The sequence below is a fragment of the Pedobacter sp. KBW06 genome (assembly GCF_003852525.1).
Lineage (GTDB): Bacteria > Bacteroidota > Bacteroidia > Sphingobacteriales > Sphingobacteriaceae > Pedobacter.
This window is the reverse complement of record NZ_QAJL01000003.1, coordinates 1,158,206-1,174,090: the sequence shown is the minus strand read 5'-3', so window position 1 is coordinate 1,174,090 and position 15,885 is coordinate 1,158,206. Positions and strand designations below refer to the sequence as shown.

Below are 15,885 nucleotides of genomic sequence, written 5' to 3'. Positions count from 1 at the left end.
TATGGTAAGAATTAAAGGCCGGAATTTAAGGAAATCGGGAGGAATAACGCCTCCTGATCCTTCAAAAAAAGTGGAAATTAAAATTACGCTTAATGAAGGATTTAGTAATCCTTCAGTTGATTTTTCAGTATTAAAGTACAATAAAAAGTCAGGATTTATTATGGCAAAGGACGATGGTTTTGTGGAGGATTACACCATCGGCTATGCCTATCTTAAAGGTGGTATTGCTGCTGCAGACGGGGTAATTTATCCTGGTGTCAGGTATACTGATGGCGCGGGCAAAGCAGTAACCTACAAAATGACTTTTGCTTTCAATACGGCAACACCCAAAACGGGAGGTGCAGGAAATGACTACCTCACAAGCTGGGCGCAGTATAAGGAAATTATTGCCGGTGGGTTTGACTTGTCTAATCATAGTCATGCGCATTCCGGCTATGATAAACTCTTCCAGGTAAAAGAGAATGAACGCATCACCTTTAATGAAACAGGCTGGAGACATAGAACATTTGTTATCCCGACGGTTGATGAAGGTTATGCGAATACTGCACCGAACCTTGGTTATCTCATGGTGGGCAGCTCATTTGGTGATCCTGCAAGAGATGATTTTGAAGGAGCTACCGCAGATACTTATGGAGTGTACTGGGGAGGGAAACTCAATGCTGGAAATTTTAGACGAGATAAACTGCTTTTTAACAGGCTCTATACCGGAGAGGGAAATCCGGGAGATCTTGACGCGATAAAAGATCTGGTAAATACAGTGATTACCGGAAGTCAGGATGGGGCAGCGAATTATATTGGACATTGGTTTTCACACGGTTTAAAAGATGCAAACAGTGATACCTTCGATCAATGGAAAAATTTAATCCAGTATATTAAAAACCATCCCGGAAATACTGATACAGTATGGATGGCTGGTATGCAGGAATTTTCCGAATACTGTGAGGTGAAGGATTTGGCGCTAAAGAACCAGACCCTGAGCGGTCGGGAATTGGTTGTAACACTGGATCTTTCTAATGTTTCCGAGCGGAATAGGTTGAGGGATATGTCTCTGGTTTTAAAGGGAGGGACAATAAGCACAATTACAGTAAGTGGTGCTGATGATTTCAGTTTTAATCCAGATAGCGGATTGATTAATATTTATAAAAAGAATCCGATAGTTTCAAATCCAGCTAATGATTTACTTCCTGCTAAAATTATAAATGTCATAAGGTCAGGTAGCTCGGTTTTGATTACCTACGACAAAGCTGTTACGCAATCCGTCTATAGCAATTCAAGAGGAAATGCTTATAAAGTATCAGGCAATAGTGTCTTGGGCATCACAGGATCCGGTAAAAACTGGGTGATAAATTGCCAGAATCCGGTAAGTGCTTCGGCCACGATGGATTACCGAATGCAACGGGGAAATGCAGTTGATGGCGATGGACTTAAGGTTTGCTCTTATATCGGATACCCTATCACATTATAAAGATTAGTTGCGCAGCCCAATCCGCCATTTAAGGAGAGAAATTCAGCTGTAGATAAAGACGTAGTTTAATAATTTAATAAGATAAGAATATGAGCGAACTAATATTTCCGGATGGTGCATCCGGGGTGTCAAATCCTATTGGCAGTGAAAAAATAATGGCCGCAAAGGCCGGCGATGGAAAGATTGTTTATATCCTGGCCTCAGACCTGATAAAAGGATTAGCTACGGTGAATTCCCTGACGGCTTATCAGTCAAAATTAGCCAGTGGAGTGAATGTGAAAATGGTTAACGGACAGAGCATTCTTGGGCCTGGAGAGATCACGTTTAAGACGATAAATGGTGAGGGGATCGGTGGCTCCGGGGATATTAAAATAACTGGAAAAGAGGAGCCTAAGCTAGAGTATGTAACAGATAATAACGGTAGGATAACGATTTAAATGTTACCCGGGGAATAGGGGCGGTCAGCTCTTTTTAATAAAGAATTCAAGGGGTTAAGACCTTTTAACAGTATAAGGAAAAATATGAAAAAGATAATCTTAAAAAAAGATGGGATACTGGCTGCCCCGGATAAAAAAGCAGGAGAAAGCGGATCTCTTATTGTGAAACAGGATTCGATTGGAAACCATAGGATCAAATTGGCTGAAGGTAACATTGGGAATGTTGATATTGGACTTAGCCCTGGAGCCATTACTCAAATGAACTGGTTAAGGGATGATGAAAATGTTTATTGGAGTGCTGAAATTTTAACACCGGAACTGATCATCAATCAGCCTGCACAAATTCAGGATTTATTGGTCGCTATAGTTGATAGTAACGGTGCAAAAATAAAATGGCATGCGCCAAAAGGAAATCCTCCGATAGCAGAAGTGAAAGCAGATAAGTATCATATCTATATCAGTCAGAGTGAAATTGACCTTAACTATGGAGTGACAGATCTGCCAGCCTATAAAAACTCACTAATTCCTAAGAAACCGGGTGAACCAGAAGAAATGGTATTGACGGCTTTGATGCCGGGGCACAAATATTACGTGACTATTGTTTCTGAGAAAATCATTTTTGGTAAATCAAGGATATCTGCCGCTTCCAATGTCGTCAGTTTTATAGCTGCGGCGAGTGATGTTACTGGAGCTGTAACGCCTGGAATAATCCCAATCAATCCTAAGCTGATCTACCCGCAGGGTCTGGCTTTCGCTAAAGATGAGGCGACTGGGCTAGTGATGAGTCCGGACCACCTGGCTGATCTGAGAGGAATTATAGATAAGGACGGCGTACCTGAAGGAACACCAAATGTCGGGATGGCAATTTTGATGTATGGTCTTGGGAATGTACCGATGTATAACAGACCCTCCTGGGATACCATCATTGATTTGGATGGTGCCTGGAATATAGAATATCTGTATGTATGGCAGAGCAGAAATGGAGATATTGATATTCAGACTTCGCTGGATGGTGTCAGTTTTAGTACTGCCGCCACTATAGGTGTCAATGTAGATCAGAATAAGTGGACAAAGGTAATGATGAATACCATTGTTTCTCAAAATATAAAATATGTAAATATTGCTTTTAAAAGCTCTGAACATGGTATAAGAGGACTTTTATTCTATGGTAAAAGAACACAACGCGGAGAAATAAAAGGGAAGAAATATAAGCGAACTGTAGCAGCCAGAACAGTAGATCAGCGAATTGGTACCAATGCTTTTCTTCTGGAAAATGAGCAGATGGTACGTAAAGTATCACGCAATACCAGGTGTTATGTGGAAAGCGACTGGGTGGTTGGGAAAGAGAATAACAAATTGGGGGATGCCTACGACGCCTCGGGAAATGTGATCCTTGGCTTAGCGCAGGTAAAGTACCAGTTTGAGTCTCAGCATATCTGGAACTGGGACCTGAGAATGGCTGATTTCGTGGCTACGGGGCAAAAGATAATGATGTCAACCAACAATGCTCCCTTATATCTCAGGCCTAAAGGTTATGTACGTGCAGATAATTCTAAACCTGTTGATCCGGGCTTAGATCCTGTAAATCTTGCGGTAACCACAAACCCGTTGAACTATAAACATATGGCCAGGCTTGCTTATAATATTGCAGCAAGGTTTGGAAATAATCCAAATGCAGACCCTCAATATATTCAGCTAACATCTACTGACACCTTAAAAAGAGGATTGAACGTTTTAGAGTCTCTGGAGTTCAGGAATGAAGCGGATGCTTATTGGACAGAAGCAAACGGATATCACAATTGGGAAGAGCAGGCTGCAATTTTATCTGCCTTGTATGATGGACATAAAGGAGCAATGGGGCCTGGATTTGGTGCGAAAACTGCTGATCCGGAATTAAAAATATCGATGTCCTCGCTGGCAGTTGGAGGAAACATCGGGTTCCTGAAGCGAATGATGTTATGGTGGGATTTGCATCGGGGATATGGAGATTATCCACTAGAGATTATCAATATTCACCATTATAATTCTTCCGCAGGCAGTCAGACTGTACCAGTTTATTCGGATGTGCCTTCGGAGGGAGTCTCTCCTGAACAAGGTGAATATTTAGAACTGATTCATAATTGGAATGAGTTCAGAGATACGCAATTACCAACTGTTGAGCTAAGAATTACAGAGATTGGATATGACGAACAGTGGGGAGGAGTATATTCTCCGGGGTATAGAAGTCAGTTGGAGCGGAGTAAATATAAAGGCTATTGGTTACAACGGATTTTTCTATTGGGCTTCCTCGCAGGCTGTGATGTCATTAATCAATATTGGTTTGCAAACACCAATGTCAGACTCGAGGATCTCGATGAAAATGCCAAATACAGGGATGTTTTCTTAACCTGTGGTTACGCTGATGGAATTACCGCTTTCAATGACTGGAACAGGAAGCCATTGGCTTCTTACTGGTATGTCTCTAATTTAATGACCGAGATTGCGGGATATACACTTCAGCATTCCATCAGAATGTTTGGAGCTCAGGAATCTGAAGGGTTAACCTTTGAAACACACCACCCTAAGTTGATTGCTTTGGCCTATAAAAATATGACGACGCAGGATACTATGATTGTAGCCTGGTTGGGAAATGTGGGCTTTACGGATGGTTATTTTAAGCTCTATGTTCATTCTGGGGAAGGAAGCGTCGAGGTTATCAGGATAGACAATGCCGAGCTCCGAAAAGATCCGGCCGGAGGTTTACATCAGACTATAAATACCCAGGCTGATAATGACGGGAAATACATTGAGTTGTTGTTGAATGAATGTCCAACGCTTATAAAAACTAAAAATATCGGAACACGCAGATTGAAAGCGCCAATGGACTTACGAATAGAAGCAATCAGTAACTCAGTTGTGAAACTAGCCTGGACAGATGCAAATATTGGAGGTAATCTGACTAAGATTTATCAGAGTGCTTTACCAGACCAGAACTTTGTGGAAGTATTTAGCGGATATGTCGACAATGGGACGCATATTTTTACTGACCTTCTTGAAGGGGCAAATTACTTCTATAAAATAAAATTTGAGGAAAATGGATTGGTCTCCACTCTTTCAGAAGCGATTGGAATTACAACTTTAAGCACGCTCCAGCCTCCTGTTAATCTGGCTGCTTCAACTATTACCAGCAGCAGCATCACGATGAAGTGGGATTATACAATACAGAACCAGCAAAAAATTGATCTGTTTGAAATTTTTAGATCAAATACAGCAAATGGAGTCTATACTTTATTGGCTTCAATTCCCAAAATAAACAGGAGTTATGCCGATAACGGACTTACGGCTGGTACGAAGTATTTTTATAAGATCCGTGCTAAAAAAGATTTTGGATATTCTGAATTCAGTTTCTCTCCTGGGGAAACTACAGGAAATGTGGTTCTTTTACCGCCGACATTAATGACAGTCAAAAGTAATTATGCTGGAGATCGGCTTAAACTTACATTCGATATACCGATGGCTAATCCGGCAGGACAGGAATCTGGTTTCTCCGTAATAGAAAGTTTGTCCGGTATCCCTTCTGGTATCAATGCATCAAGATGTGTATTGGATGCTGCGGATCCAAGGATCATGTACGTGTATTTATCAGCTTTGATTAGCAGTAACAACGTAACAGTAGATCTGAGTTATGATGCCGGTAGATCAAATATTCAGTCGGCGGCAGGTGTTAAATTAGCTGGATTTATTTCCAGACAAACGGTTAACAACAAAGATAATGCTGGACTATTGAATAGAAAAATACAAGTAAACCTTACCGATGCTGATAATTTACAGGGGACTGGTTGGAATGATATTGTACTCAATCCCATGAGCTCGGCCACTCCCCTGGATGCTCAGGCTTATACTAAAAATCTAAAGGACAGCAACGGGCAAGCCACGGACGTTGAATTCATTTTGCCATTAAGTGGCGAAGAGAATACAGGTCAGAATGGTTATATACAGATGGAGATGATTAATGCTAATGATCCGAATTTTCCTCTTAAGACGAATACTTCAGGTGTAGGCATTGCTAATCTCAATTATGGAGGTATGACCTCACTGGCCATATTCCAGAATCTCGATGCCAGTAAAGAATATAACATCCGGGTATTGTTAACGGTTTATACTTATGATGGAAACGGAGCAACCAGACTAGGTTATTACAAAAACTGGCAGTCGCCGTCCTATCTCAATAAAAATCTGCCAGATAAAAGTTTATACCTGACTTCTCTTAAAGCAGTTACTTCACCTTATAAGGTACATGAACCAATTAATGGCTATCCTGTGGTAGATCATATTAATACGCCAAAGGTGGGAGTAAATTTTAGGTATGACCAGAGTCCATTGTGGGTTTCTGCATTGATACTTGAAGAGGTCTTGCCCGAGTAAAAAAGAGATTACAAACAAGGGCGGAAATACTGCAATGGTTTAGCGAAATCTGTTACCGATATGAAAGATGGTAATTTGGTAAATACTTTATAATCAATCTACTATAAAGCCTTGGAATCTGGCTTTATAGTAGTCTAATGTAACTTTGCTTCAGTTGGAATTAAATCAATACCAGGTACTCGGTCTTCAATTGAAATTACATCATCATCACAATATGAATACATACACATTAAACAATATAGACCTGGGGAGCTTAGGTTTTATCTCGGGAAAGCAAAATGCGAGTAATATTGCATTGGCCGGATGTTTTGATATGCCGGCAAGAACCGGAAAAACTTTTCATAGCTGGGGAGATGAGCATGGAATTGAACCTTATGTTTCTGCTGCTGAAATTAGTTTTGGCGGAAGGGCTATTTCATTGGTCGGTTACGTATATGGGAATGGCAAAATGGATTGTACAAATAAGGCGAATAAGATATTTGAACTGATAGACCATTTCTCCGGACTTGTCCCTTTAAGTTGCAAATGGGGGACGTATCATGTTTATGTAAATCAATCGGTTACAGGTGCTTTTATTGGAGATAAAGCCTTGAGGATGACCTTCAATTTCTTTGAACCTGTTGTTTATATGGGAGTTGGGGAAATGCCAGTGACTAACGCCGAATATGGAATAGATGGAATTAGTTTTAAAGATCTCGGAGTAACATTATTACTGTCTACAGGAGACAGAGCCAATCGGCCGTCACCAAAAACGTTGGGTTTTACTTCACCTGAAGATGGTTTGGGTTTCGTTAAAACAGAAGCCAGGGAAATTACCTTAAAGATGTTTGTAGATCAGCCTGACCAGGCATCATTCATGGCGACATTGGGTAGGTTATATGTGCTTTTTTCAGCTCCGGGGTTGCGAAAACTGAGGATTCCGAATGATCTTAACCGGCAATTTTTTGTAAAGGATGGATTTAAAGTCAGTAATATAAATAGTAGGCCAAACCGAATGTCAGGTCTTATTGAATGTAAAATCACCGAGTCTGGTGTATTGGAAACGTACGCCGATCTGGTTGATAATTCAGGCCGAAAAATAACGGGTAGTTTTAACAATTTAATTAAAGTAAGAATATGAGCGAATTGAGATTTTTGGATGGTGTTAATGAAGTTGTGAGCTACCATTAACCATAAAAGTGAATGATTGATAGGACCGGTGATGGAAAACTTTCTGGTTTCGAAAGTAGTTCCGGAGATATAATATGTCTGGAATGGAAGAGTCAAAACCAGAATATGTAATGAATGTAAAAGTTGTTGATTCTTCGAATCAGCTGGAAGAGATTTCCATTATAAGGCTTGCTGGTCAAATAGGGTAATAGAATTTTAAAATAAAAAATAAAGAAGATGAAACTACAGATATACAGAGGAAATGATACACAATTGGTGTCATTTGATATTGATGAAAATACGACGTTCAGCGAGACGCAGATGGCTGAAAAACAAATCGCATGTAGTGTGGTATTGCCTTTTATACTCCCGGTTCAGTTGGGCGATTATATTGTTCATAAAGGGGAAAGATATAAGATCAATACTGTTCCCGAATATGGAAAGTCTGAAAGTGACCATAGCCATAAATACAACATCATATTTGAAAGTCCGGTTTATAGCTTACACGACAAGTTTCTGATGCATGAAGGAACGGATGACTTCTCTTATTATGGCACTGCGGCTGATCATCTTCGTTTGATGGTTGATAACATTAATCAGATTGAACAAGGCTGGACATTGGGTGCTATTGAAGTAACTGAGCCAATGAATCTAGATTATAATAACCACTCCTGTCGTACTGCCTTGACTGCAATAGCCGAGAAGTTTAAATTGGAATTCTTTCTGGTAGGCCAGCAGGTCAATATGGTGAAAACATTGGGGGCTGACACTGGGCTTGTTTTTGAATTTGGAAGAGGGAAAGGCTTGTATGAGTTGAACCGGAAAATTGCAGATGATAAAAATGTAGTGACCAGGGTATATGCTTTTGGTGGATCAAAGAATATCGATTATACGTATAGAGATAAGGCGAAAAAACTATTGTTTCAAGAGAAATATCTGGAAGCTAATGTTGATTTATATGGTATAAAAGAGGGAAAGTATGAAAATGCAGAGATTTTCCCCAGTCGTACCGGGACGGTTACAGCGGTGATTGATAAAAAGACAGTTATTGATACGTCTATTGACTTTGATATCAATGCACATTTGCAGGGAGGAGAAAAGGCTAAAATAGTTTTCAAATCGGGCGCCCTGGCTAACTATGAGTTTGAAATATGGAAATATGACCATTCAAAGAAAGCAATTTACTTCAATGTTTTTAAGGATACAAATGATTATACACTTCCTAATGAGCTCAACTTTCCGGAAGTCAATGCAAAATATACACTGGTGAATTTAAAAATGCCGGAAAGCTATATTACTGCGGCAGAAAATAAACTTAAAGCAGATACGCTTGCTTATCTGCAGGAAAATAGTGTACCCAGGGTTGCCTATGGACTGAAACCAGATGAGAAATACATCCGCGATAACGGAATTCAACTTAGGGTGGGAGATCGGATTACCCTGGTAGACCTTAAGTTGCCAATCAATGCAACTTTAAGGATTGCTACCCTGTCTTACCCATTGGTTAACGAAGCGAATATCGATGTGTCTATCAGTAATTTTATTCCTTATACGATGCAGGAAAGGCTAGTTGCCAGTGCGATTGATACAAAAAAAGAGGTTAAACAGGTTTCACGTATTCAAGCTGAACAGGCAAGAAGAAATTCGATTAGCCTCTACGATTTGAAGGATTCAGTAATTGATCCAACAACGGATAAGTATTACGCCGGGAAGATCGCGACCGGAAGTATTGAATCTCTTTACCTCGCAATTGGCGCAAAAGCAACAAACTTTAATTTAAGTAGTGTTTCCTTTAAGCCTAATTATCTGGGTAATCCAAATTCATTTACGGCTACTGCTGGGGAGCTGATTCATTATGATCTTAATGTCCCTGGAGCGGGCTTTACCTGGGAAATGGATCCTTTCACTGCCTCAAACTTGATCCCATCTAATAAATATTATCTCTATGCTAAAATTTCTAAATCGGTTCTCGTGGGGTCCTGGGAATTGTCAACGGAAGTAAAATCAGCTGAGAGCACGCCAGGATATTATATTTTGCAGGCAGGGGTACTGTTTCCAGTAAAAGATGGGCGAAGAGATAATGCGCTTACCAATGGAATGGTGTTCATTGTTGGCGACCAGATTACAGCGGGCAGAATTAAGTCGATTGACGAGAAAATGTTTATGGATCTGACAACGGGCCAGCTAAAACTTGGTGACGAGTTGAGTGGAATAGACTGGAATGTAAGTAGTCCTAATAAGTTGACCATTCGCGGTGGAGTAGTTCAGAATGCTGGTGGAATTCAAGCACCAATTCCCGTATTTAGAGGCGTATATAATTCACTTGATACTTATTATCGCGGGGATCAGGTTAGCTATAATGGATCTTCCTGGAATGTGATTAGTGCCCTGCCGATATCAAATGTGTCGCCAGAGGAGGGGAGTTCCTGGACGGTTGTGGTGGTGGGTCAAGACGGTCCACTTCCTACTGGTGGTGGTAAATATGAGTCGGATAAGCAATATACTGGAAACGCCAGTAAAGTTGATGTTGTCCGTTATAATGATGGTTCAGGAGAAAAAGCTTATGTTGCCAGGGTTGATGCGGGTACATTCTCCGGAATTCCACCAACAAATACAAGTAAATGGGAGGCTTTCGGCGGACAATACGAAAGCCTTGCGACAAATCTTTTCTTTGCTAAAATGGCATTTATAGCTAATTTGGGGGTTGAAAATTTAAAAACTGCTGTAACAGGTAAAAGAGTTGAAATTACAAAGGCTGGGAATAATATGTCACTATATGTAGATGGCCAAGATTATCCAGCATTGCAAATAGATGCCTCTATTGATACGGGACAAGGGGTGACATCAGCAGGATTAAGTATTTTTGCTAATGATGATAGCTCATGGTTAACTAGCTCAGGTATATACGCGAATGGGAGCTCAAATAGAATGTTTTCTTCTGCCTCGGGGATGAGAGCCATGAATACATCTATTGGCGGTATTTTGAAAAAAAGAAATACTACCTCAGCAAGCTCAGGGCTTTCAGCTGCTGTAATAGGCTATGACGGCACAAACACAAGCACGCCAGGTAATAGTTCTACATACGGATTAGCTTGTTTGGGCAAGTTTTACGTAGATGGGGAAATCCATTTAGATGGGAGAGGTACAAAGGGCGAGACAGTCAATATAAATGCGGGAGGTGCTCGTATGAGATTTGTTAATGGTCTTTATGTTGGCTCTTGGTAACTATTTTGCTTACTATATCAAATGGGTAAAGCCTTTGAAAACAGTTGTATATATTGGGGAGACTAATGGTTTTATGTGGTGGCTTGGTAAAGTACTTCTTTACCACGTTTAATAACTGATGGAAATATTCAGTTGTCTTCTAATCCAATGATCAATACTAGTAATTGTTTTTTCATATTTCATTGTTGTAATTGATAATCTGCGGGAAATAGATGCAATTGAAAAAGTAGTTCTAGAGCGGTATTCTTTGAAGTGAGGTCTAGAGTAATATCATCTTTTGTGCTAAATGCAGTTATTGAGCAAATTATACCGTTACTGTTTCTCTTTATAAACTCCTGGTTCTAAAACCTTAAAATTTAGCTTGTTAGCTGTGTTTTGTAAATTTGTGTAACACAATTAAAGGACACGGATATGATAACTATTGATCAGTTAAACAAAAAATACGGCATCCCAAATGCAACAGGCAAAGGTTATCTGACTACCATCAAACTTCCTTATAAAATGCGTGTTGCCTGGGAAAAGAAAAGTGTAGTAGCACAAATACAATGTCATGAATTGATCGCTGATCAATTGTTGGCTGTGTTCGAAGATATTCTTCTGCATTACGGTTATGAAAGGATCGTGGAACTGGGCATAGATCTATATGGTGGCTGCTTTAACTACCGGCTGATGAGAGGAAGTACTAAAACGCTTTCCCGTCATTCCTGGGGAATTGCAATCGACCTTGACCCAGATAGGAATTTACTAAAAGAAACGGCCAGGACCGCTCGTTTTGCGAGGCCGGAATATAAACCAATGATTGATATCTTCTATAAACATGGATTTATCTCATTGGGCAGAGAGAAAAATTACGATTGGATGCATTTTGAAATTGGAAGATAATGGAAGAGGAGATAGAAACAAAACAAGATATGATCGACCGTAAGGCCGCCTGGTTGGAAAGGATGTTTGACCGACTGTTTATTGCAGTCCAGCAAAATCCTTTTGCGACGATGCTTTTACTTTCTGTAGGGCTTAACTTCTGGCAATATAACGTCATTAATGAAATGAACAGGTTAAGGATTCAGGACATCACGATGTTGAACGAGAAAATTAACATCGCGGTAGCTAAAGGAGTGGAAAGAGAGCTTCCGAAACAATTGGCTCCATATAAGGAGCAACAGGATAGCAATAGCAAAAGATTAGATACCTCTCTAATCAATTTAAACGGAACAGTTGAATCAGTTAAACAATATTTTAATAAAAATAAAAGGAAATGAGAATACTACTTATAATCACCGTATTTATGTTGATGGTATCTGGGGCTTCTTCGAACAGACAGGGTACACAAAATATCTTTAAAGCATCTTATCGACATCCGATTCATAGTAAATTGGATAGCATCAACAAAAAGGCCCTGGAATTGGAAATCCTAGTAAAAGCGCTATAGGCTAAGTTAAAAAAATCAGATCATCTCTATAAAACTACAGAATAGACCTAAGAGTGGGACAGCTCCATTGCAGGACTAAAGGGGATCGTTATGCATTAGAATTCTCAAAATCAATTCAAATATAAAACAACAAAAAATGAACAATCAATTAACAGCAGTAGAACCGACAGGTAGTATTATTGTCGATGGACAGGTCATCACCTATGTGGTAGAAATCACTAAAATCACTTATTCAGATGGTAAAATTGCTTATCCATCCATAGCGAGCACGGATTTTGTAAAAGCTTATGCAACCGCAGTAGCGCCTCCTGTAATTCCACCTGTAGATCCTGTTTTCGTCAATGTTGGAACCGGTTCCGGACAACTGTTCCTGGATCCTCTGGCAAACGTGAATATTAAAATCGTTCCTGGAAATTACGAGTACATCTCAATTCCGAAAGTCACAAACGTAAAAATTGATGGAACCGGAGTAAAACTGCCAGGTGGTTCAATTTCCATTGGACAGGCAGACCATTTGGAATTCTGGGGAGTTTCTGTAACTGATCAGCCTTACCGCGCCATCTCTATTGAACAACATAGTAATCATGTGTATTTCCATGACATGAGTTTTAAGAACGTAGGAGACTATACGATTTCCTACCACAACAGACTGATCTATGACGGAACAGACAGTACCGCTTCTATGAACTGGAAAATGGAGCGGCTTACTTTTGAAAATACCGGCATGGGTTTCAGTTGTAATGGCGGTTTTACCGACGAAGGTATCATGAACTTAATGAAAAATTTTAAGTTTCTTAATTGTGTCATCAAAAATTGCCCTGAAATTGGAAATGTTGTCTGGATGGGACAGGTTGAAAATTATGAAATTGCCCATAATGTGATCAATAATATTAACAGGACATTCAGCGATCCTAATGCTCCAAACGGTTACCATAATGGTATTTTTCAGATGATTGGAAATGGCTCTTTCCATGATAACAAAATAACAAATCATCAGGGAAATGCAATTCGTGCATGGGGTGTGTCTTATGGTTCAGAGGTTAAAGATGTTCTGATCTATAACAATGTGGTTTGGAACAGCTGGAAATATTCTGCTTTTGAACTGCAGGTAAGTCCGGATATGCATGATTATATGGCATTATATCCAACAAGGATTAAGCCGACAAACGCAAAGGTTTACAATAATACTGCAGGTCTAATGAATACATCCCACGACTGGGAAGGAGTAATGATTGATCTTTATCAAACCGGAGGTACATTGGAATATTACAATAACCTTGGCTTCGAAATGTACAGAGAAGGAACCTATTTTCCGGTTGGTAATATGACAAATATGGGTGGACCAACTGTCGTCAGGGAAGAAGGAAATCATTATTTCCTTACACAGCAACAAGCAGTGTTGGATACTGTTAATTTTCAGTCTCTTGTGCCTGGTGTAGGTGCACAATAATTAGAGATTAAGCATCCTGTTGCAGCACTTTCGAGCTGCAACAGGATGCACTTAATTGTCGAATATAGTAGAAATAACTAAAGAAAAATAGCTATGAATAATTGCTGCCTAAGGTGTATCCCTCTAATCATCATAACGGTCTTTTTGTCTGGATGCGGTATGTTCCGTAAAGTGTTTAAATCCAATGACTACGCTAAACAGGAAATCAGCTCGTCAGAAAAAAAGAAAATGGCAGAATGGACTAGAGACAGGTCTATCCTGACGATCAGGGAGCAATCGGATACGATAGTGGTCATCCCTGAAAAGATAATTAAGCAGGAGACTTTTTTTAAAGTCGATAGCCTGGTAAATGGCTTGACCGTAATTCAAAATGATCTTCTTGATGTAAGTCTGCTCTTCCACCCAAAAACAGGAATGCTTTCTGCTTCGGCAATTTTAAAACCCCGGCTTATTTCTGTTAAATTCAATAAGGAAACAATCCTGCAAAATGACATCAATAGAAAAATCACACAATCCGCTTCTGTAAAGGAAATTTCAAAATCAGAGCACTCTAATACTATTGTCGAGAAAAGTCCGATCAATATCTGGTACTATGTATTTGGATCCGGAATACTTATTTTAATCAGTTTTTCTTTGTTTTATTGGCTAAAGAAACGTTATCTGTGATCATTTTACATTTGCAGAATGAATCTCGTGACTTGTCCCCATAATAAATTATCTTAGGCTGATAAACACATCGATTATGAAAAGAATTGTCCTGACTATAGTGTTCTTAAATAGCGTCATCGCATTTGCTCAAACTGACCTCGCACTTAAAGATTCTTTAGCCAAAATGGTCATTTGGGATCAGAAAGCCGCCGGATTTCAGCCTGAACACAAAATTGGTGATCCTAAAAGAAAGCAATTTCAGGATAGCGTATTCAGCTCACATTATATCCGCCTTCAAAAGATCCTGTCAGATCACGGATATCCGGGATTTGATCTGGTAGGAGAACAAGGTTCCAGGGATTTTTGGCTGTTGGTGCAGCATTTGGACAAATGGCCGGATTTTCAGCAAAAAGTATTGGATGCGATGAAAAAGCAGGTGTTAAAGAAGAATGCTGCCAGCGGGGATTACGCTTACCTTACGGATAGGGTAAGGCTCAATACGAATCGTAACCAATTGTATGGAACACAGGTCACGTATAACACTGACAGTTGTCAGGCGTTTCCTCGTCCGACAGAAAATCCGGGATCTTTAAACAAACGTAGAAAAGAAGTGGGACTGGATAGCATTGAAGATTATTTAAACAAAATGAGCGAACTTCATTTTAGAATGAATAAAGCTAATTATGAAACGAAAGGAATTAAAGGGCCTAAATTATATGTGCTGAAAGATAAATAATCAACCCAGGCGCGAAGTAGGACAAACAGGTAGCCACTCTGGCTACCTGTTTGTTTATTCAGGGAAGTTTTGCCAGGAGGCTGTTGATATTTCTGATGATCAGATCAGGTTCTTCCTTCATGATGTAATGCCCTGAATTAACCGTACTGATATGCATGAAATCATTCAATCCCGTTCCTAAAAACTCATGGGCTTCAAACCACTTTTTTCGATCTGCAGCGGGGTGTTCCTGATCAGTTTTCATACTTGATATCACGGTAACGGGAATGTTGGGTAATGTGGCTAATGTAGACATGTACCTCGAATCTTCAATTAAAACCCTGGCTTCCCGGGTACCACCAAAACCGGCTCCGTAGCTATTGTTAAATATGTTGTATATTCTATCTTCTTCCTCCCCGGATGGTTGGTTGTAATGTTCATGGGATGGATCAATAAACAACAAGGCTGCGGTTTTTGAAGGGTGTTTAATGGCGTAATCGCGGATGATCATTCCTCCGATAGAATGGCCAATGAGTATTACTTTTTTTTGTCCGGAAAATGCATCAATTACTTTTTCCAGTTCAGCACTTAAAGTTGCAATGTTCCTCGGCCCTGGCCCAAGACCTGATGTGCCATAACCTGCACGGTCATAGGTTAGTAGGTCAGACTGATCACGGATGACTTTGATGAGTTCGTTTTCCGGCCAGACAGAATGGTCATCACCGAGACCAGCTTCAAAGACCAATAGGTATTTTGAGTTCAGGATTCGAGAATAGGTACTCAGTTTGTGGCTTGGTAAGCTCAGGTCTTTTTGGCTGAGAAAGGATTCTACATTTTTTTTTCTTGCTTCATTTTTTTTGCACGAGGCGATCAGAAAACAGCTTGTCATTGCAATAAGCAGGTAATTCATGTGTTTCATATGATTTATAATTTTGAACAAAAAACTATAAAAATGAATCGCCT

The 15,885-nt window shown here is 39.8% G+C and carries 11 protein-coding genes; 10 read left to right on the top strand and 1 reads right to left on the bottom strand.

Annotated elements, in window-relative coordinates:
- Window position 1 precedes the first annotated feature (1 nt).
- From DBR43_RS19710 to DBR43_RS19665, 10 genes are all read left to right on the top strand, one after another.
- Window positions 2-1,465 (top strand): hypothetical protein, encoded by a 1,464-nt coding sequence (locus DBR43_RS19710; protein WP_124583898.1) that lies wholly within the window; start codon window positions 2-4, stop codon window positions 1,463-1,465.
- 89 nt (window positions 1,466-1,554) lie between these two features.
- Complete coding sequence (locus tag DBR43_RS19705) at window positions 1,555-1,902, top strand: hypothetical protein (protein WP_124583896.1); 348 nt, start codon at window positions 1,555-1,557, stop codon at window positions 1,900-1,902.
- Between the two features lie 84 nt (window positions 1,903-1,986).
- On the top strand, window positions 1,987-6,306 hold the full coding sequence (locus DBR43_RS19700; protein ID WP_124583894.1) for a fibronectin type III domain-containing protein: 4,320 nt from the start codon (window positions 1,987-1,989) through the stop codon (window positions 6,304-6,306).
- A 214-nt stretch (window positions 6,307-6,520) separates the two neighbouring features.
- Entirely contained in the window at window positions 6,521-7,426 is a 906-nt protein-coding gene (locus DBR43_RS19695; RefSeq protein ID WP_124583892.1) for a hypothetical protein, read from the top strand.
- Window positions 7,427-7,692: 266 nt separating this feature from the next.
- Window positions 7,693-10,680 (top strand): phage tail protein, encoded by a 2,988-nt coding sequence (locus DBR43_RS19690; protein WP_124583890.1) that lies wholly within the window; start codon window positions 7,693-7,695, stop codon window positions 10,678-10,680.
- A gap of 411 nt (window positions 10,681-11,091) precedes the next feature.
- Window positions 11,092-11,562 carry a M15 family metallopeptidase gene (locus DBR43_RS19685; protein ID WP_124583888.1) on the top strand — a complete coding sequence of 157 codons (471 nt, stop codon included), beginning with the start codon at window positions 11,092-11,094 and terminating at the stop codon, window positions 11,560-11,562.
- Window positions 11,562-11,939, top strand: coding sequence for a hypothetical protein (locus tag DBR43_RS19680; RefSeq protein WP_124583886.1), 378 nt, complete (start codon window positions 11,562-11,564; stop codon window positions 11,937-11,939). The genes DBR43_RS19685 and DBR43_RS19680 overlap by 1 nt, the downstream gene beginning before the upstream one ends.
- 306 nt (window positions 11,940-12,245) lie before the next feature.
- Window positions 12,246-13,559: a hypothetical protein gene (locus tag DBR43_RS19675; protein ID WP_124583884.1), complete on the top strand. Its 1,314-nt coding sequence runs from the start codon at window positions 12,246-12,248 to the stop codon at window positions 13,557-13,559.
- Between the two features lie 228 nt (window positions 13,560-13,787).
- Window positions 13,788-14,225 (top strand): hypothetical protein, encoded by a 438-nt coding sequence (locus DBR43_RS19670; protein WP_124583882.1) that lies wholly within the window; start codon window positions 13,788-13,790, stop codon window positions 14,223-14,225.
- 76 nt (window positions 14,226-14,301) lie between these two features.
- A complete protein-coding gene (locus tag DBR43_RS19665; protein WP_124583880.1) occupies window positions 14,302-14,943 on the top strand; it encodes a DUF6624 domain-containing protein in 642 nt (213 codons plus the stop codon).
- Window positions 14,944-15,001: 58 nt separating this feature from the next.
- On the opposite strand, the gene DBR43_RS19660 is transcribed toward DBR43_RS19665, so the two are convergent.
- Complete coding sequence (locus DBR43_RS19660) at window positions 15,002-15,841, bottom strand: alpha/beta fold hydrolase (protein ID WP_233603051.1); 840 nt, start codon at window positions 15,839-15,841, stop codon at window positions 15,002-15,004.
- Between the last annotated feature and the right edge of the window lie 44 nt (window positions 15,842-15,885).